Origin of the sequence: Rhodoferax sp. OV413, from assembly GCF_900104385.1 — a bacterium.
Classification (GTDB): domain Bacteria; phylum Pseudomonadota; class Gammaproteobacteria; order Burkholderiales; family Burkholderiaceae_C; genus Rhodoferax_B.
Genome location: NZ_FNJA01000001.1, coordinates 809,015 through 826,853, shown reverse-complemented (window position 1 = coordinate 826,853; position 17,839 = coordinate 809,015). Strand labels below are relative to the sequence as shown.

17 protein-coding genes are annotated in these 17,839 nt (G+C 65.6%); 8 read left to right on the top strand and 9 right to left on the bottom strand.

The annotated features are described in order from the left end of the window. Position 1: 1 nt before the first annotated feature. From BLT66_RS03810 to BLT66_RS03795, 4 genes are read left to right on the top strand one after another with little or no spacing between them, the layout of a single operon-like run. Complete coding sequence (locus BLT66_RS03810; RefSeq protein WP_092755863.1) at positions 2-1,102, top strand: ABC transporter substrate-binding protein; 1,101 nt, start codon at positions 2-4, stop codon at positions 1,100-1,102. Further along, the gene (locus tag BLT66_RS03805; protein ID WP_092755861.1) at positions 1,099-2,154 is read left to right on the top strand and encodes a FecCD family ABC transporter permease; all 1,056 of its coding nucleotides are present in this window, start codon (positions 1,099-1,101) and stop codon (positions 2,152-2,154) included. The genes BLT66_RS03810 and BLT66_RS03805 overlap by 4 nt, the downstream gene beginning before the upstream one ends. Beyond that, positions 2,147-2,950 carry an ABC transporter ATP-binding protein gene (locus BLT66_RS03800; protein ID WP_092755859.1) on the top strand — a complete coding sequence of 268 codons (804 nt, stop codon included), beginning with the start codon at positions 2,147-2,149 and terminating at the stop codon, positions 2,948-2,950. Before BLT66_RS03805 ends, BLT66_RS03800 begins: the two co-directional genes overlap by 8 nt. Continuing rightward, a complete protein-coding gene (locus BLT66_RS03795) occupies positions 2,947-3,381 on the top strand; it encodes a plastocyanin/azurin family copper-binding protein (RefSeq protein WP_092755857.1) in 435 nt (144 codons plus the stop codon). The genes BLT66_RS03800 and BLT66_RS03795 overlap by 4 nt, the downstream gene beginning before the upstream one ends. A gap of 58 nt (positions 3,382-3,439) precedes the next feature. Here the strand turns inward: BLT66_RS03795 and BLT66_RS03790 are convergent, their stop codons facing one another. From BLT66_RS03790 to BLT66_RS03765, 6 genes are all read right to left on the bottom strand, one after another. Continuing rightward, positions 3,440-3,841, bottom strand: coding sequence for a GFA family protein (locus tag BLT66_RS03790; protein ID WP_092755855.1), 402 nt, complete (start codon positions 3,839-3,841; stop codon positions 3,440-3,442). 57 nt (positions 3,842-3,898) lie between these two features. Next, complete coding sequence (locus BLT66_RS03785) at positions 3,899-4,336, bottom strand: hypothetical protein (protein ID WP_092755853.1); 438 nt, start codon at positions 4,334-4,336, stop codon at positions 3,899-3,901. A gap of 755 nt (positions 4,337-5,091) precedes the next feature. Continuing rightward, complete coding sequence (locus BLT66_RS03780; protein WP_255406751.1) at positions 5,092-6,147, bottom strand: lipocalin-like domain-containing protein; 1,056 nt, start codon at positions 6,145-6,147, stop codon at positions 5,092-5,094. Continuing rightward, entirely contained in the window at positions 6,147-8,702 is a 2,556-nt protein-coding gene (locus BLT66_RS03775) for an FtsX-like permease family protein (protein ID WP_092756999.1), read from the bottom strand. The genes BLT66_RS03780 and BLT66_RS03775 overlap by 1 nt, the downstream gene beginning before the upstream one ends. Positions 8,703-8,779: 77 nt before the next feature. Then, the gene (locus tag BLT66_RS03770; protein WP_092755851.1) at positions 8,780-9,520 is read right to left on the bottom strand and encodes an Hpt domain-containing response regulator; all 741 of its coding nucleotides are present in this window, start codon (positions 9,518-9,520) and stop codon (positions 8,780-8,782) included. Further along, entirely contained in the window at positions 9,521-10,195 is a 675-nt protein-coding gene (locus BLT66_RS03765; RefSeq protein ID WP_092755849.1) for a helix-turn-helix domain-containing protein, read from the bottom strand. Positions 10,196-10,312: 117 nt separating this feature from the next. Here BLT66_RS03765 and BLT66_RS03760 point away from each other — a divergent pair, with 117 nt between their 5' ends. Genes BLT66_RS03760 through BLT66_RS03745 form a run of 4 tightly spaced genes read left to right on the top strand, consistent with a single transcriptional unit; the run spans position 10,313 to position 14,784 of the window. After that, positions 10,313-10,678 (top strand): response regulator transcription factor, encoded by a 366-nt coding sequence (locus BLT66_RS03760; protein ID WP_092755847.1) that lies wholly within the window; start codon positions 10,313-10,315, stop codon positions 10,676-10,678. Next, the gene (locus BLT66_RS03755) at positions 10,675-11,442 is read left to right on the top strand and encodes an HD-GYP domain-containing protein (RefSeq protein ID WP_255406749.1); all 768 of its coding nucleotides are present in this window, start codon (positions 10,675-10,677) and stop codon (positions 11,440-11,442) included. Before BLT66_RS03760 ends, BLT66_RS03755 begins: the two co-directional genes overlap by 4 nt. 10 nt (positions 11,443-11,452) lie before the next feature. Next, positions 11,453-12,241, top strand: a complete 789-nt coding sequence (locus tag BLT66_RS03750; protein ID WP_092755845.1) for an ABC transporter substrate-binding protein — start codon at positions 11,453-11,455, stop codon at positions 12,239-12,241. Between the two features lie 23 nt (positions 12,242-12,264). Continuing rightward, a complete protein-coding gene (locus BLT66_RS03745; RefSeq protein ID WP_092755843.1) occupies positions 12,265-14,784 on the top strand; it encodes a sensor histidine kinase in 2,520 nt (839 codons plus the stop codon). 192 nt (positions 14,785-14,976) lie between these two features. On the opposite strand, the gene BLT66_RS03740 is transcribed toward BLT66_RS03745, so the two are convergent. The 3 genes from BLT66_RS03740 to BLT66_RS03730 are packed head-to-tail and all read right to left on the bottom strand — an operon-like array spanning position 14,977 to position 17,797. Beyond that, positions 14,977-15,624, bottom strand: a complete 648-nt coding sequence (locus tag BLT66_RS03740; RefSeq protein ID WP_092755841.1) for an ABC transporter ATP-binding protein — start codon at positions 15,622-15,624, stop codon at positions 14,977-14,979. Continuing rightward, complete coding sequence (gene miaA, locus BLT66_RS03735; protein WP_092755839.1) at positions 15,621-16,562, bottom strand: tRNA (adenosine(37)-N6)-dimethylallyltransferase MiaA; 942 nt, start codon at positions 16,560-16,562, stop codon at positions 15,621-15,623. Before miaA ends, BLT66_RS03740 begins: the two co-directional genes overlap by 4 nt. After that, complete coding sequence (locus BLT66_RS03730) at positions 16,559-17,797, bottom strand: multidrug effflux MFS transporter (protein ID WP_092755837.1); 1,239 nt, start codon at positions 17,795-17,797, stop codon at positions 16,559-16,561. Before BLT66_RS03730 ends, miaA begins: the two co-directional genes overlap by 4 nt. Between the last annotated feature and the right edge of the window lie 42 nt (positions 17,798-17,839).

Genomic DNA, 17,839 nt, shown 5'->3' with positions numbered 1-17,839 from the left:
CATGCGATGGGGTTTGAACGTATTGGCGCTGGTGCTGGGCCTGTGCGGCACAGCCGTCCAGGCGGCCGTGGCGACGATTCAAGACGTGGCTAACCGCAAGGTTACGCTGGACTTGCCCGCCAAGCGCATCCTGCTGGGCTTTTATATCGAAGACTATTTTGCTGTGGGTGGCGATGCGTCGTTTGAGCGGCTGGTGGGTATGTCGCGTGGCTGGTTTGTCAAATCCCGTCCGGCCGCCTGGAGCCAGTACGTAGCGCAGAAGCCCATGCTGCAGCAAGTGCCTGATGTGGGCAATGTGCAAGACCAGACTTTCTCGATCGAAAAGGTGTTGGCCACCAAGCCCGATGTGGTGGTGCTGGCCGACTGGCAGTACAAGGCGCTGGGGTCGGATCTGGCTCGGCTGGAGAACGCCGGTATCCCTGTGGTAGTGATTGACTACAACGCCCAAACCTTGGAGCGCCACCTGGCCAGTACCAAAATTTTGGGCGCGCTGACCGGGGAGCCGCAACGCGCCCAGCGCATTGCCAGCGAATACCAGCAAGCCGTCACTTTGATCCAGCAACGCATAGCCAAAGCCCAGCTGCCGCAACCGCGTATCTATATCGAGCTGGGCGACAAAGGGCCCGCCGAATACAGCTATACCTACGGCAAAAACATGTGGGGAGCCATGGCCGATTTAGTGGGCGGGAACAACGTAGCCGAACCCTTCATCAAGACCTGGGGCGCGATCAACCCCGAGCAATTGCTGGCCTCCAAACCCGAGGTGATCTTGATTGCCGGCTATGAAAACGTGCTCAATCCCACAGCGATGCAGATGGGCCTCGGCATCGATGCCAAGAGTGCGGCACAGCGTCTAGCGGGCTTTACCCAACGCAGTGGTTGGAGCGATTTGCCTGCGGTAAAGAACAAGCGCGTATACGGCGTGTACCACGGCGCCACGCGCAGCATCATGGACCTGGCCTTGCTGCAGTACATGGCCAAGTCTCTGTACCCCACGCTGTTCAAAGACCTGGACCCCCAAGCCAGCTACCTGGGTTTCTACCGCAACTACCTGCCGATCCGACCTGAAGGCACGTTCATGCTCGGTCTGGACAGCAAATGAACGCCGAAGTTTTAGCGCTGCGGTCTGCACTGGACGGACAGCGCCGCCGTGAAAGCCGGCGTTGGCTGGTTCTGCTGGGTTTTGCTGGGCTGGCGGCGGTCAGCCTGGTGCTGGACATTGCCACCGGCCCGTCCTTGCTGGGCGTGGCCGATGTGGTCAACACGCTGCTGCACAGCGAGACGGCGGACGCCACCACCAAGGCCATCGTGCTGGACATGCGCTTGCCCATCGCCCTCATGGCCCTGGTGGTGGGCGCGGCTTTGGGGATTGGCGGCGGTGAAATGCAAACCCTGCTGGACAACCCCATGGCCAGCCCTTTTACGCTGGGGCTGGCAGCCGCTGCCGGCCTGGGGGCTGCGCTGAGCTTGTACTTTGGCGGCTTTGGTCTGCCGCCTCTGGTGGCGATTCCCTTGGGTGCCTTCGTGATGTGCATGCTGGCCGCCAGTGTGCTGTTTGGCTTGGCCTTGCTGAAGCACGTCAGTTCGCAAACCCTGATTCTGGCGGGCATTGCCTTGCTGTTTTTGTTCCAGTCGCTGTTGTCCTTGCTGCAGTTTTTGTCGTCGCCTGAGCTGAACCAGCAAATCCTGTTCTGGCTGTTCGGCAGCCTGACCAAGACCACCTGGCAAACCCTGGGCATCACCGCCGTGGTGACCGCCGTGTGCTCGCTGCTGCTGTTCCAGGATGCCTGGCGTCTGACGGCCTTGCGCCTGGGCGAAGTGCGTGCCCGCAGCCTGGGGGTGGACGTTACGCGGCTGCGCTTAAAAACCCTGGTGCTGGTGGCGCTGATGACTTCCACGGCCATCAGCTTCGTTGGTGTGATCGGCTTCATTGGCCTGGTGGCACCGCATATCGCCCGCATGCTGGTGGGCGAGGACCAACGCTTCTTCATCCCGCTGTCCATGCTGTGCGGGGCGCTGCTGCTGTCCACCGCGTCGGTGCTTTCCAAAACCATCGTGCCCGGAGCACTGTTTCCGATTGGCATCGTGACGGCCATCATTGGCGTGCCGTTTTTCTTCTGGCTGATCTTGGGAAAGCGGCGCCGCCATGCTTGAGTTGGACGATGTGAACGTCAAGGTCGGCCCCCAGGTACTGGCACGCAATCTGTCGGTGGCCTTGGCGCCGGGCGAGATCAACGTGGTGATCGGCCCCAACGGCACCGGCAAGACCAGCTTGCTGCGCACCCTGTTTGGCGAGCTGCCGCCGGCCGCCGGCCAGATTCGCCTCAACGGGCAGGCCATGCCGCGCCACCACCTGGGGCCGTGGCGCAAGCAGTTTGGCTACATGCCGCAAGACACCGGGCTGGACCTGGATCTGAGCGTGCTCGAAGTGGTGCTGATGGGCAAGCTCGACCACCTGGGCATGCATGTGGACGACGCCACGCTGATGGAGGCCCTGGAGGCATTGCGCGCCGTAGGCCTGGTGGCACTGGCCGACCGTGCTGTCCACAGCCTGAGCGGCGGCCAGCGCCAGATGGTGCTGTTTGCCCAGGTGCTGCTGCGCGCGCCGCGCATCATGCTGCTGGACGAACCCGTCAGCGCGCTGGACCTGAAGCACCAGGTGCTGCTGCTGGACCTGCTGCATCGCCAGACCCGCAAGAACGGCTGGATCACCGTCGTCGTGCTGCACGACCTCAACCTCGCCGCCCAGTACGGCGACCGCCTGGTAGTGCTGGCCCACGGCACGCTGCAGGCCTTCGGCACACCCGCAGACGTGCTCACCGCCGAGCTGGTGCAGCGTTTGTACGGAGTGGCGGTCGATGTCGGACACGACCGCTTCGGCGATCCGCATATCCGCCCCATCCGCGAACGCAGCCTGCACGCCGTAGCCCTGCAACAGGAGGCCGCATGAAGACATGGCTTGTGGCCGCGTGGCTGTGCTGCAGCGCGGGCATGGCAACTGCAGCCGAGCACACGGTGCAGATGCTCAACAGCGGCCCCGAGGGCAGCATGGTGTTTTCGCCGCAGTACCTGACCGTTGCCGTGGGCGACACGGTGCGCTTCAAGGCCGTCAACAGCGGGCACTATGTGCGTTCGCTGGCCCTGCCCGACGGCGTGGAGCCCTGGCTCAGCGAAGAAGATCAGGACTACAGCGTGCGCATCGACCAGCCCGGCGTGTATTTCTACATGTGCCCGCCGCATCTGATGATGGCCATGGTCGGCATCATCCAGGCAGGGGCTCCGGTCAACCTGGCGCAGGTGCGCGAGGTGGCGGCCGACAAGCGTGGGCGCATTCTGATGAACGGGCCACGCTTTGATGCTTTGCTGGGGCGGCTGAGATAAAGGTGCGGCACTTCAGCCCCGAGTCCGCCTCCTGCGGCGGGGGGGCTGGGATCAAGTTTCAGCCCTGGCGATCCGCAGGGTGGTTCACACCGTCATTCAGCGGTACGGGCTCCAGCGCGAATGGATTCACGCCTTCCAGGCAGCCGACGTTGTAGCCGTACTGGTCCGGGAAAGACCTGCGCTGGTGGTGCGTGTAGATGCCACAGTTCGCACAGAAGTAATGCTTGGCGACGTTTGTATTGAACTGGTAGAGCTTGAGCGACTCGCCGCCTTGGATGACGGTAATGCCCGAAAGCGGTACCGAGGCGACGATGGCGCCTTTCCTACGGCAGATCGAGCAGTCACACCGGCGCGGATTGACGATGCCGTCCGGCAAGTCCAGTTCGAGCACGACGGTGCCACAGTGGCATGAAAGGCGGTGCTTGGGGAGGATGGCGACGCCAGCGACAGACTTGATCATGGGGGGGAGAAGGTTGGTTTCTGAGGTTTAACGTTGGCGCTCCGCTTGAGCGAGGGGTTAGGCGTCATTGGGGCCGCCCTCCCAGTGCATAGGCACTGCGCCAGCCGCTCGAACCGAAGACTCGATCGCCCTGAGTACTTCGGGAGGAACAGATACCTCACGCTTCTTCGGCAGGATTCCAATTAATTTACGGCTCTCGTACGCTCGAATCCAAAGTCCCCATTCAGGGATGCCGCGTTCCGTGGCGCCCTTGTACTCGGCCAAGTTGTAGACAGCAACTTGGAAGATTGGTGTCTGGTCTTTTGAGCTGAAAACAAGCCAGCCCCAGTCTTCGTCCAAGTAGTCAGTTTTCAGCCCGTTCGAGTTTAGTTGCTCCACAATAAACTCTGCAACGTCTCTGCCGTAGAAGCGGTTTCCGGCGTTGATGTCTTCGGGTAATTCGGATTTGTAGTCGAACCGTTCAGTCTTGAAAGAGATCGAAGTGGACAGCGACATGGTGGTTGTGATACCTAACGTTGGAGGCAATCGGACCGTAACACTCGCGGCGAATCCTCCTCATGCTGTCGCGGATCCGTGTTGGCTGACCAATTAGCCTATCGTTTTACCGACCCAGGCGAATGATTGTGACGTTGACCGGACATAGCGCTTGGAGCCATGGAAAGTTGTCCTCGACTGGCTCTCCGGAGTAGGGAACGATTGACGGCCTCCACTTTTTCAGCTCGGTATCGACCTCAGATTTGAGTCTATACCTGCCTCCGGGTTCGGCGGTAAAGGGAATGGTAATTTCATCGGATTGAAGGCACAGAACAAAGAATCGAGTGGACAACTCGTGCCTCCCCGGAAGAACGGCGATTGATTCACGTCGCTTTCCAGCCGAGTGAGCTAACACCCTAGCTCCACCGTCGGGATGCTTCGAAATATTGTCTACGCGCGAAATCAGCACATGGGGATCAAGCTGCACGATCGCCAGTTGACTTTGGTCTCGTTCCGGCCCGTCATATACCTTCACCGTCGTCATGGATGCGCACCCCGAGAGCGCTACCGCGAACAGTGTTGCAGAGACGGATTTCATGAAATGGCGCATAGATCTGCCCGCAGGGGCTAACGTTACACATACCGCAAACAGTGCGGTATAACGCAGTGACTGTAGCTGTAAAAAATGCCGTTCAGGCTCGCCTCACTTGAATAGCTTGCTTCATTAAAAATAGCTGTGAATTCTGCAGACGTTGTAGCTGGGTTGCAGGCGTTCCTCACATCCGCAACGCCCCCGCATACCCCGTCATCTCCAGATACCCATGCCCCACCAGCCGCCCCTGCGCATCCAGCAGCCGGCTCAGGCCTTCCCAGTACACGGCACCCGTGGACTGCCGGCTGTCCAGTTCCTGGTTGTCGATTACGGCCTGCACGTTGAAGCGGCCCAGCGGCGTATCCAGCGTCCATTCCACCGGATAGCGCGCCTGGTTCGCCGGGCTGGTCCAGACGCGCTCCGGCGTGAAGCGCAGCTCGCCGGGCTGGAAGATGGTCAGCGCGCCTTGCGCGGTGCGGAACGAGCCGCCGTCCCATAGCGTGCCGCCGTCCTTGCGGCGGATGCGGAAGGCGGTGAGGGCGCTGCCGTCTTGCAGGTTCATGCCCAGCCAGTCCCAGCCGGCGGCTTCGGGCGCCAGGTAGGCATTGCTCCACTCGTGGTCCAGCCAGGCACGGCTGCCGCTGGGCTTGATTTCGAAGCGCTGGCCTTGCAGCTGCAGGTGGCCGCTGGCGGCCAGTTGCGGCTGGCTCACGTAGTAGCTGGCCTGGTCGGGCTGCGGACCTTTGCGCGACAGGCCTTGGCTGCCCTGTAGCAGCAGCGGCTGTGTCGGTGCCAGCTGCAGATACAGGCCGAAATCCTGCGCCGGCAGCTCGGCGATGTATTGCTCTCCGGTCCGGACCAGCGACCAGTCGCGCAGGCGTACGGCGGTGTCGGTTTCGCTGGCTTCGGCAATGCCGAAACCGGCGCGGGCAATGCGCTGGTCGTGCCAGAGTTTCTTACCCTGCACATCGGTGATGGCCGCATGCGCGAACAGCAGCTGCTTGGCGGCGAAGCGCGAGGCCATGGCCTGCGTGGCTTCCACGCGGCTGCGGAAGAAGGTGAGCTGGAAACCGAACTCGCGGGTACCGGATACTGCCCGGCCCGTGATGTACCACCACTCGGTGCCGAAGCCTGGGTGGCTGCCCAGGTCGCGTGGGAACTGCATGTGTATCGGCGGCAGGGCCCAGGCATGGCCACCCAGGCTGGCCATGGCCAGCATCAACCATTCGCGGCGCTGCATCACCAGTCCTCCTTCACCGCCAGCACGGCGTCGTGGCCGGCGGCTGCGCGGCCGGCCAACCAGGCGGTCACCGTGCCGGCCAGCACCACGGCGGCGCACAGGGCCAGCAGGCGGGGCCAGGGCAGGTGCAGGTCCATGGTCCAGTGGAAGCTTTGCGGGTTCACCACGAACACCAGCACCATGGACACGGCCAGGCCCAGCGCCAGGCCGGCGACCGAGCCGATCAGCGTCCAAGCCGCGCCTTCACCGGCCACAACCGCCAGGATCTGCCGCTGCGTCAGCCCCAGGTGCGCGAGCAGGCCGAATTCCTTGCGTCGCGCCAGCACCTGGGCGCTGAAGCTGGCGGCCACGCCGAACAAGCCAATGGCAATCGCCACTGCCTGCAGCCAGTAGGTCACGGCAAAGCTGCGGTCAAAAATCTTCAGCGACGTGGCGCGGATCTGGCTGACCGACGAGAACTCCAGCGGCGCATCGCTGAGGGCGCGGATGGCCTGCTGCACATCGGCCTCGCGCGCGCCGTCGCCCAGCCACAGCGCCATGTCGTTCACCGATGCGTCGCCGGTCAGGCGCACAAAGTCGGCCTGCTCCAGGCTGATGGCGCCAAACTGCCGTGCATAGTCGCGCCACACGCCTGCTACAAAAAAAGTAGCTGGTGGTGCAGGTGCTGCCTGCGGTAGAGCCTCAAAAGTCTTCAAAAGCGGAGTGAACGTAGTGCCAGGTTGGGCGCCGTACAGGTCGACCATGGGCTCGCTCACATAAATGCCAATCTGGCCGGGCGGCACCGGCAGCGCGGCGCCCACCAGCGGCAGGCTACGCGCGGGGTCGCCGATTTGCCGGGCGATCAGGGTCACGCTGGGCTTGCCCGGGTCCAGTAGCAGGGCGCGTGTGCGCTGTGTGGCCACGCGCTGCACGCCGGGAATCTGCGCCACGGCCTGCACCAGGCTGGGCGGCAAGGTCTGTGCGTCGTTGCCGGCGCTGGCCGTGGCGGTGCGCACATACAGGTCGGCGGGTAGCACCACGTCCAGCCACTGCACCATGGAGTCGCGGAAGCTGGCGACCATCACCGTTAGCGCCACCGCCAGGCTTAGCGAGGCGACCACACCGCTGACCGCCACCGCCGCGCTTTGCCGCACCCGGCGCGCACGCTCAATCGCCAGCATGGGCAGCAGCCGGTGCGCGAGCAGCGGCGCGAGCCGGTCATACAGCGCGGCGATCAGCCAGGGCAGGGCGGTGATGCCGCCAACCAGCAGCAAGGCCACCGACAGATACGCACCCAGCGGGATGCCGAACACCGGCGGCGCCAGCGCCAGCAACACACCCAGCAGCACCAGCGCCAGGCTCAGCCCATGGCGGTGGCCGCGGCCCAGGTCGGCGCCCAGGCCTTTCAGGGTTTGGGCAGGCGGCAGGCGCTGTGCGGCCCGCGCCGGCCACCAGCCGCCGACCAGCGCTGCGGCCACGCCGAGCGCGCCGTACACCAGGGCCGCCAGGCCGTCCCACTGCAGCCGCGGCGCCACGCCGGCGAAGTAGCCACCGCCCAGGTCGCCGCCCAGCAGGCGCAGCGCCAGGGCGGCCAGCCCCGTGCCCAGCGCAATCCCGGCCAGGCTGCCAATGCTGCCCAGCACCAGCGATTCCCACAGCACTAGCTGCAGCCGCTCGCGCCCGGTCAGGCCCAGCACGCCGAGCAGCGCAAACTGCTGGGCCCGCTTGGCCACGCTCAGCGACAGCACCGAGAACACCAGGAACGCGCCGGTGAACAGCGCCACCAGGGCCAGCACGGTCAGGTTCACGCGGTAGGCGCGCGACAGGTTGCTGATGCGCTGCGCGGCGTCGCCGGGCTCGGCGGCGGTGATGCCTGGCGGCAGGCTCAGCGCCTGGATGAAAGTCGCGCGGTCCACCCCGCTGCGCAGCCGCAGGTCGATGCGCGACAGCTGGCCGAGCCGGCCAAAGGCCTGCTGGGCCGCGCCTATGTCCATCACCGCCAGCGGCGGGCCGGTGGCGCCTACGCTGCCCGCCACGCGCAAGCTCAACCCGTTTTGCAGCTGCACGGGGCTGGTCAGCAGCTGCTGGGCGGCGGGGTTGAGGAATAGCGTGTCGGGTGCCAGCAAGGCCAGGCGTTCGGCGTTTTTGTCCGGCACCGGCATCAGGCCGGGGGCGACGGCGGCCACCACCAGCGCATCCACGCCCAGCACCTTGAGCAGCTGGCGGCGCCCGTCCTGCCCGGTGACCAGGGTGGACAGTTCCAGCACCGGGCTGGCCAGCGCCACATCCGTGTGGCCGGCGATGCGGGTGTAGATGGCTTCGTCAAACTGGCCTTGGGTGGCGCGCAGTTCCAGGTCTGGCTGGCCGCCCGCGGCGCTGACGGCACTGGAGAATTCGCTGAGCGCCGAGGCATTGATCAGGTGGACAGAGAACGCCAGCGCCACCCCCAGCATCACCGCCACCACGGCGGCCGCGTTGCGCCAGGGGTGGTGGACAAGCTCTTGCCAGGAGAAGCTGGCCAGCAGGCTGCGCACGGCGGAGCGGTTGGGGTTGCGCAGCGCGCGGCGGTCTTGCATGGCTGCGATCATAGGCATTCCCATGCCGCGGCTGTTTGCTATTCAATTAATAGCTGGTTGCGCAGCTAGGATATGCGCTAGAGGCCGGTTTTTTGCACATCTATCCAGTGGGCCAGGGCAACCCGCAGCACCAGCCAACCGCTGTGGGCGGGGCCAGGTGCGGCGCTGTGGCACAGCTGCTCCAGATCCCGTGCCTGGGCCGACAGCTGGGGTGCGCCCAGGGTCAGCAACACGGTCTTCAGGCTGTGCGCCACCCGGCGCAGGGCCGGCAGGTCGGCGTCTTCCACGGCCTGGTCGCCGGTGGCGATGTCATGCGGCAATTGAAGCAAGCAACTGCCACGGTAGAGCTGGAACAACTCGGTATCGCCGGCAAAGTACTGGTCGATGGCGTTGGTGCGCTCCAGGTCGGCGGGTGCGGGCTGGGGCGGGATTGGAGCCGGCGGGTCGCCTTGCACGGCTTCTTGTACGCACTGCTCCAGCAGGCCGACGGACACTGGCTTTTCCAGCAGCCGCCACACGCCCAGCGGGGCCAGCTGCTGCCGGGTGTCCTGCGTCAGGCCGGCGCTGAGCACCACCACCTTGGCCTGGCCCCGCAGGCAGGGCGATTGCTGCAGCTGTTGCAGCAGGTCTACGCCGGAGGCGCCGGGCAGCATCAAGTCGGTCAGGATCAGCTGCACCGGGGCGGTGCCGAGTATCTGCAGCGCCCCGGCCACGCTCTCGCATTCCAGCAGCTCGATGGGCAGCTCTTCCAGGGCCATGCGGACGAAGCGGCGCAGCAGGGCATCGTCTTCGACCAGCAGGACGCGGGGTTGTGCCATTCAGAGTCCTTTGCCCGCCACCTGCTCCAGGCACTGGGCCAGCAGCGGAGGCAGGTCGGTCACCAACTGGGGTTTGTGCACCACGGGCACACCGTCCAGCGCAAAGGTATAGGGCGCGAGTTCACCGGGGCTGAGCGAGGTAATGACGATCACCTGCAGCTTGCCGAACAGCGGGTGGGCGCGCAGGCCGGCCAGCAAGGTGGCGCCGTCTATGCCCGGCAGCAGCAGGTCGACCATCAGCACATCGGGCTGGAACTGGCCGGCCATGATCAGCCCGGCGATGCCGTCGCTGGCGGTTTGCAGCTCCACCGTGGGGAACTGGCGCCGCACCAGCAGCGAGACCAGGTTCTGGAAGTGCATCGAGTCTTCGATCAGCAGCAGCTTGACCGGGCCGGCCATGCGGCCGTGGCGGGTAATCGCGCTGGCCACATCGGAAGTGCCGGGGGCGGACGCATCGGGCGCAGGTGCTGCGCTGCGTTCGCCGCTGCGCCAGCGCTCTACCGATTGCCGCGATATACGGCGGTGGCCGCCCGGGGTTTTCCAGGCTTCGAGCTCGCCCCGGTCCACCATGAGCTGCACCGAACGCACGGCCAAGCCGAGCATGCGGGCGACCTCGATGGTGGTGTAGTGGTCTTCGGGGGGAGGTGGGGATATCCGGGTGGGGTCGTGGGCCATGGGGCTATTTTAGCGAATACATCAGATTTCGTTAAATGCATCACTTCTAAAATATGATTCGATCACATATGATACATTTATCAATTTAAATATCATTTTTAGTACAAAGAACGTCTCATGAAGAAAATTCTGATTGTGGAAGACCACGCCGACATCCGCCGCCTGATCCGCATGACCCTGGAGTTCGAGAGCTACGACATTTTTGAAGCAGCCGACGGCGAGAGCGGCCTGCGCATCGCGCAGGAGGTGCAGCCCGACCTGGTGCTGCTGGACGTGATGATGCCGGGCTGCATCGACGGCCTGGAGGTATGCCGCCAGCTGAAGGCCCAGCCGACCGCACCTCGTGTGCTGCTGCTGACCGCCCGCGGCCGCAGCGAAGACCTGGAGGCTGGCTTGCGCGCCGGCTCCGATGCCTATCTGGTCAAGCCCTTCAGCCCCTTGCAGCTGATGGAAGTCGTTGAACAACAATGGGAGCCAGCATGACCCGCCATAGCCAGCAATCGCTGATCCCCGACGGGGGGAACAGCTTTTCCGAGGCCGCAAGCCAGCAGATGGAGCGCCTGGTGGCCGACTTCGGCCGCATGTACCGCGAACGCAACGACGCGCTGGAAGAGGTGGCCCGGGCCCACCACGACGCCTTGTTCCGGCTGGCGATGGCGGCCGAGCTGAAAGACGACGACACCGGCGTGCACATCATCCGCATGGGCTACTTGTCGGAGGCGCTGGCGCTGCTGCTGGGGCAGACCAAGGAGGCTGCGCGCATGCTGCGCAAAGCCGCGCCCATGCACGACATCGGCAAGATCGGCATCCCTGACGACGTGCTGAAAAAGCCGGGCTCGTTTTCGCCCGAGGAGCGCGTCACCATGAACCAGCATCCGATCATGGGTGCAGAGCTGCTGGGCCGCTCGCGCATCCCCTTGTTCCAGATGGCGGCCGAGCTGGCTTTGTCGCACCACGAGCGCTGGGACGGCTCGGGCTACCCCAGCCAGCTCAGTGGCGAGGCGATTCCGCTGTCCGGCCGTATCGTGGCGGTGGTGGACTTTTTTGATGCGCTGACCATGGACCGCTGCTACCGCCCGGCGTTTTCGGACGACGTCGCACTCAGCATGCTGGCCTTGCAGCGCGGTTTTGCTTTCGATCCGCATATCGTCGATGTATTCTTGGCCCATGCGGATGGGCTGATCGCAGTGCGCGATCGCGTCAACCAGACCAATCCCACATTCAATGACCTGGTAGAAGCCGATTGAAGGAACCTGTATGCATCTGATCCGCGGACTGGCGGTTGTGGCCCTCTGCGGCGTGGCCAGCCTGGCCTGGGCCGGCAAAGTGGCCGACCGCGCGCAATCCAGCGGCACGCTGCGGGTCTGCATCTGGCCCGACTATTACGGCGTCAGCCACCGCAACCCGAACACCCAGCAGCTCGAAGGTGTGGACATCGATCTGTCGGCCGAGCTGGCACGCGACCTGAAGCTCAAGCTGCAGTACGTCGACTCGTCCTTCCCCACCCTGGTAGACGACCTGAACAACGAGCGCTGCGATGTGGCGATGTTTGCCGTCGGCATGCTGCCCCAGCGCATGCAGCACCTGCGCTTCTCGCGCCCCTACCTGCAAAGCGATATCTACGGCATGGCCACCAAGAGCAGCCGGGTGGTGCAGCAGTGGTCCGATATTGACCAGCCGGGCGTGTTGGTAGGGGTGCAGGCTGGCACCTTCATGGAGCCCATCATGCGGGCCCATCTGAAGCGCGCGCAGATGGTGGTGGTCAAGCCGCCAGCCAGCCGCGAAAGCGAGCTGGAAGCCGGCCGTATCGACGTGTTCATGACCGACTACCCGTACAGCCGGCGCCTGCTGGACAACGCCGACTGGGCCCGGCTGATCTCGCCGTCCAAGCCTTTCAGCGTGTTGCCCTACGGCTATGCGGTCAAGCAGGGCGATGATACCTGGTGGAAGAAGATCGATGCTTTTGTAGAGCGCGTGCAGCGCGACGGCCGGCTGGAAACCGCGGCCAAGCGCCATGGCCTGTCGGCCATCGTGGTGCACAAATGAGCGCTGCGGCCACCTGCTGATCCATGCCCAAGCTTGCGTCTTTCAAGGTGCTGAACAACCGCGTGTCCAGCGGGCTGGCTCTGGCCACCGGCATCCTGCTGACGCTGGCAACCCTGGGCGCGCTGAGCCTGCTGGGCTGGCATGAATACGATGTCCGGCTGGACGAAGACCGCGAGCGCGGCGACCTGCAGGCCCGGGTACTGGAAGACCACGTCACCCGCTCCATGGGCACGGTGTCGGTGGCCTTGAAGTACCTGTCCACCGACCTGGCGCGGGCCGACATCCTGGGCGGCTTTGCGCGCTCCGATGCCATGCTGACCCAGGCGCTGGTGGCTTTGCCGTTTGTGCGCGAACTCAGTGTGCTGGATGCCTCGGGCCTGGTGCTGTCCAGCTCTTCGTCCAACGAGATCGGCCTGCGGATTGCGCCAGGCCGGCTGCCCATGGACTTGGCTCCCGGCCAGGAGGCGCTGGGCGCGTTCCAGGCCGGGCGCAGCCTGGCCTCATTGGTCGAACAGGCCACGCCCGGCAAGACCATGGCCGGCCTGGGCTTTATTCCGTTCACGCGGGCGTTCAGCTCCCGGGCCGGGCAGAACTTCATCCTGGTGGCCTTGCTGAACCCCGACTACTTTTCGAACTTCCAGTTGTTCACCCTGAACAACGACAAGAACGCCGCCTACCTGCTGGGCTACCAGGGCAATGTGCTGGCCAGCAGCGGCCCGGACGCGCTGGCGCCCGGCGCCAGGGTGGGGCCGCACCCGGTGTTCACAAGCTACCTGCCCAAGACCGAGCATGCGAGCTACGTGGGCGATGGGGTGGCGCCGGCCCGCCAGGTGGTGGCGTTCCGCCTGTCCAAGTCCCGGCCGCTGGTGGTGCTGGTCGAGCAACCCTATGCCGACAGCCTGTGGCGCTGGTTTGTGTCGATGCGCTGGTTTGCCGCGGCGGCTGCGTGTACCGTGGTGTTCATCCTGTTTGTCACGCTATCGGTGCGGCGCAGCCTGCTGGCCCGCGAAGCCGCCGATGCCAAGCTGGCCGCCGCCCGGCTTGATCTGGTGCGCCGCGAGCGCGAGCTGCGGGTGCTGCTGAAAAGCGTGCAGGAGCTGATCTTCCGCACCGACCCACAGGGCGCAATGACCTTCGTCAACGAGCGCTGGGAGGCCTTGCGCGGCCAGCCGGTGGAGCAGGCGCTGGGCCAGGCGCTGGCGGCCTTTGTCGAACCGGCCGACTTTGATGCCGTAGCCCACTTGTTTGCACCGCAGAACGGTGCAGGCGTGCGGATGGCGACCGCGCATCTGCGGGCGGTGGACGGTGCGCTGCACCGCTTTGACGTGACCGTGGTGCCCTTGCGCGATACCGGTGACAACGGCGGCATCGTCGGCTTTGCCGGCAGCGCGGTGGACGTGACCGAGCGCTTTGCCGCCCAGCAAGCCCTGCAGCACCAGCTGGCCTTCGTTGCCTCGCTGCTGGAGATCAGCCCGGCGCCGGTGGCCACGATCAATTCGCGCGGCCAGTACACCAGCGTCAACCGCGCCTGGGAAGACTTCATGGGCATCCCGCGCGAGCAGGTGATCGGCCAGCGCGGCGCGGCCTTCATGTCCGAGGCCGATGCCGAGCAGCATGCCAAGGCCGACGCCCAGCTGTGGCGCAGCGGCGGCACGCTGCGCTACGAGCTCAAGCTCAAGCACCGCGACGGCTCGCGCCGCGACGTGGTAGTCACCAAGGTGCTGGTGCCGGGCGAGGAGTTCGGCGCCAGCTTGCTCAGCAGCATGATGGACGTGAGCGAGTTCCGCGCCGCCGAGCGGGCCATCGACGATGCGCGTGCAGCCGCCGAAGAGTCGTCGCGCGCCAAGTCCGAATTCATTGCCAACATCAGCCACGAGCTGCGCACGCCGCTGCAATCCATACTCGGATTTTCCGAGCTGGGCATGCTGCGCGGCCGGGAGCAGCCCAAGCTGCAGTCCATGTTTACCGACATCCATGCCTCGGGCGGACGCATGCTGGCGCTGGTGAACGACTTGCTGGACGTGGCCAAGATCGAAAGCTCGGTCGGCGCCATCACGCTGGAGCGGGCCGACCTGCGCGGCCTGGTGCAGAGCGTGCTGCACGAGCTGAGCCCGCTGCTCGACGCCAAGCACATCCAGCTGGTTTGCGAGCTGGGCCGTAAGCCGCTGATCGCCAAGGTGGACCCGGTGCGCTTCCAGCAGGTGGTGCGCAATATCGCCGCCAACGCCATCAAGGTCTCGCCCGCCGGCGGCGAGATCATGGTGCAAGGCCACATCACCGCGGACCGGCGCATCTGCATCAGCGTGCGCGACCAGGGCACGGGCATTCCTACGGGCGAGCTGGAGAAGATCTTCGAAGCCTTTGTGCAGTCCAGCAGCAGCAAGGACGGCTCGGGCGGCACCGGCCTGGGCCTGGCGATCTGCAAGAAGATCATCGACGCGCATGGCGGCAGCATCCAGGCCGACAACAACGCCGAGGGTGGCGCCATTTTCCGCGTCTTTCTGCCCGCCCGGCAGAGCCTGAACGCTGAAACCACCTTTTAGCTCACCCCCAGGCTGCAGTGCTGCGCACTTTCCGCCAACCCCCTTGCAGGGGGCAACACCAGCAGCCTGGCAAAGCCAGTTCTGCGGTGTTTCTGGACGGCATGCGTTCTGTCTGAAAGTTGGGCAGGCATGCTTGCATGCTATCTAATTGGTAGCTGCTGGCGCAGGCTATATAAGCGCCAGCGGCATGAATCATTCAAAGATGCCGTCCGCCCGCAGCTGCAGTACGCGGTCGGCCCGCGCGGCCGCCGCCTGCGAATGCGTGACCAGCACTAGCGCCGCGCCCTGGGCCCGCGTCTGGGCCAGCAAGGCGTCCATCACCTTGGCGGCGGTGGTCGGGTCGAGGTTGCCGGTGGGCTCGTCGGCCAGCAGCAGGGCCGGGCGGTGTACCAGGGCGCGGGCGATGGCCACGCGCTGCAGCTGGCCGCCGCTGAGCTGCTGCGGCAGGCGCGCGCCCAGGCCGTCCAGGCCCACGGCGGCGAGCAGGCTGTGCACCCGCGCATTATCCTGCTGGCCCAGCAGCATCAGCGGCAGGGCCACGTTCTGCGCCACGTCCAGATGCGGCAGCACGTGGAAGGCCTGGAACACAAAGCCCACCTGCTTGCGCCGCAGCAGCGCGCGGGCGTCGTTGTCCAGCGTGCCCAGGTCGGTGCCGCCTATGTGCACGCTGCCGCTGTCCCAGCCGTCCAGCCCGGCCATGCAGTTGAGCAGGGTGGACTTGCCCACACCCGATTCACCGACGATGGCCACGAATTCGCCGGGCGCCACGCGCAGCGACACATTGCTGAACACAGCACTGTCGCCATAGCGTTTGCCCAGGGCTTCGACGACCAGGCTCATGCGATGTCGTCCACCAGGGCCAGCACCTGCTGCAGCGCATCGGGTGCGTCGCAGGCCACGATCTGGCGCTGCGGCATGGAGCGCAGCCAGGTGATTTGCCGTTTGGCAAGCTGGCGGGTGGCGTAGATGCCGCGCTCACACAGCTCGGCCATGGGCAGGGTTCCGTCCAATGCCTCCCAGGCCTGGCGGTAGCCCACGCAGCGCATGCTGGGCAGGTCCGGGTACAGGTCTCCGCGGGCGCGCAGGGTGACCACTTCGTCCAAGAAGCCCGCCGCCAGCATCTGCTCGAAGCGCAGGGCGATGCGCGCGTGCAGCCAGGCGCGGTCTGCGGGTTCCAAGGAAATAAGGGTGGTAGCGCTGATTCTGTCTGCGCGAGCAGCTATGTCTTTTGTAGCGTGGAAGCTGGACAAGGGTTGGCCCGACAGCCGGTACACCTCCAGCGCACGCTGGATGCGCTGGCTGTCCAGCGGCTGCAGCCGGGCCGCGGTGACCGGATCGACCTGGGCTAGCTGGGCGTGCATGGCCGGCCAGCCGACGGCGGCGGCCTCGGCTTCCAGCACCGCGCGCACCGCCGGGTCGGCGGTGGGCATGGGGTCGATGCCGTCGAACAGCGCCTTGAAGTACAGCATGGTGCCGCCCACCAGCAGCGGCAGCCGGCCGCGTGCGTGGATCTCGGCCAGCAGGCGCTCGGCATCGGCCACGAACTCGGCGGCGCTATAGGCCTGCAGCGGGTCGCGGATGTTGATCAGATGGTGCGGCGCGGCGGCCAGCTCGGCGGCTGTGGGCTTGGCCGTGCCGATGTCCATACCGCGGTAGACCAGGGCCGAATCGACGCTGATGATCTCCACCGGGTGGCGTTGGGCAATCGCCAGGGCGGCGGCGGTCTTGCCGGATGCTGTGGGGCCGGCAATCGCAATGCAGCGGGGCAGGGCACTCATCTGCGCACCTCGCCGTACTTTTGCACCAGGGTCCAGCCGACGATGGCGATGCAGAGGCTCCAGAACCAGACGCCGTTGCTCAGTGGCAGTACCGTGCCATCCATGCGCCCGCCCAGCCAGCGGCCCATGCCAAAGGCCGCCAGGGTCATGCTGAAACCGTTCAGTGCCGACGCCGCGCCGGCCGCCTGCGGAAACGGGCCGACCGCGCCGCTCTGGCTGCAGGGCTGGTGTACGCCGTGGGCCAGCGCCACCAGCCAGAACGGCAGTACGATGGCCGCCGGCGTGTGCCAGCCCAGCAGGCCGAATACACCGACCAGGCTACCGCCCAGCAGCGACGCACCGGCTGCCAGGGCCACCGTGCGGCGTATGCCAAAGCGCGCCAGCAGGCGGCGGCACAAAAAAGTGCCCAGCAGGTAGACGAAGCTGAAGGAAAACATCACCAGGCCGTACGCCGTCTTGCTCAGGTCGAGCACCTGGATGAACACGAAGGACGACGAAGCCAGCACCGTGAACAGCACGCCGTAGGACGCGGTGGCCAGCAGCGTGAAGGCCCAGAACGTGGGGTTGCGCAGAATCATCACCCAGGTGGACAGCAGCACGCGGGGCTGCAGCGCCTGCGGGTTCTTGCGCGGCGTGGTTTCCACAAAGCGCAGTGCCACCAGGGCCAAGGTGGCCGCGCTGAACACCCCCAACGCCGCCAGCGCAGCCCGCCAGTTGAAGGTGTCTGACAGCAGGCCGCCCAGCGGCGCGCAGATGCAGGCAATCACCGCCAGGCCCGACAGGCCTTTGGACAGCACCCGGGCGCCAACCTCTGGCGCGTACAGGTCTCGCACCAGCGCCCGAGCGCACATCACCACCGCGCCCATGGCCGCGCCCTGCAGGGTACGCCACAGCACCAACAGCGCCATCGATGGCGCCAGTGCGCTGCCCACTGCCGCCAGCGTGTACACCGCCAGTCCGCAAAGCAAGATGGGGCGGCGCCCGAAGCGGTCGGACAGCGGCCCCCAGACCAGCTGCGAGGCGCCAAACGCCAGCAGCAGGCTGGTCAAGGTGAGTTGCGCCTGGGCCATGGACGCGCCGAAGTCTTCGGTCAGGCTGGGCAGGGCGGGTAAATACAGATCGGTGGTGACGGGCTGGATGCCCAGCATCAGCGCCAGAAACAGCACCACCAGGCCAGAGGGCATGCTGGTAGGGGTGGAGGCGAGGGGGGCGGCAGACAGGGGCGGTGCAGACATCCGCCTGAGGCTACCAGATAAGCCTGGCTGGGCGCTGCCGCC